The 466-nt window shown below is 62.9% G+C and carries 1 pseudogene; it reads left to right on the top strand.

Annotated elements, in window-relative coordinates:
• Positions 1–466, top strand: a pseudogene (locus EXE44_RS20480) (hypothetical protein); the annotation flags it as partial.

Raw genomic sequence — 466 nt, 5'->3', positions numbered from 1 at the left:
CGACCTGTACGTCGACTACAGGACATCGGTCGACCAGGGCGGGGTCGAAACCGGTGGCACGCCTGAAGACGGCTCACCAAACACTGGCACGATCCAGGGCGGGGTATCGGGCGAGTACCAGATCGCGGACGTTAAGCCCGGTGACAGCGGTGAACTGGAGTTCGACCCGAAGATCGTCGACAACAGCGGGTGGGTGTTCGTCGGCAGCGTCGACGGGGTGACGGACTACGAGAACGGGCGGACCGAACCGGAGGAAGATGTCGACAGTTCGGGCGGCGGCAACCTCGATAACGGGACGAATGACGGCCAAGGAGCCGGCGAACTCTCCGAGGCGATCCAGGTCACGGTGAAGTACATCGACCCGAACGGCGGGGAACGCGAACTCAACAACCCCACGGATTACACGCTCGCCGATCTGCTCAAGGAACTCGAAAGCGGCTTCCTCCTCGACGGAAAGCCGTTCTCC

Origin of the sequence: Halorubrum sp. SS7 (genome assembly GCF_005435055.1) — an archaeon.
Lineage (GTDB): Archaea > Halobacteriota > Halobacteria > Halobacteriales > Haloferacaceae > Halorubrum > Halorubrum salinarum.
This window is presented reverse-complemented; position numbering and strand designations above follow the sequence as displayed.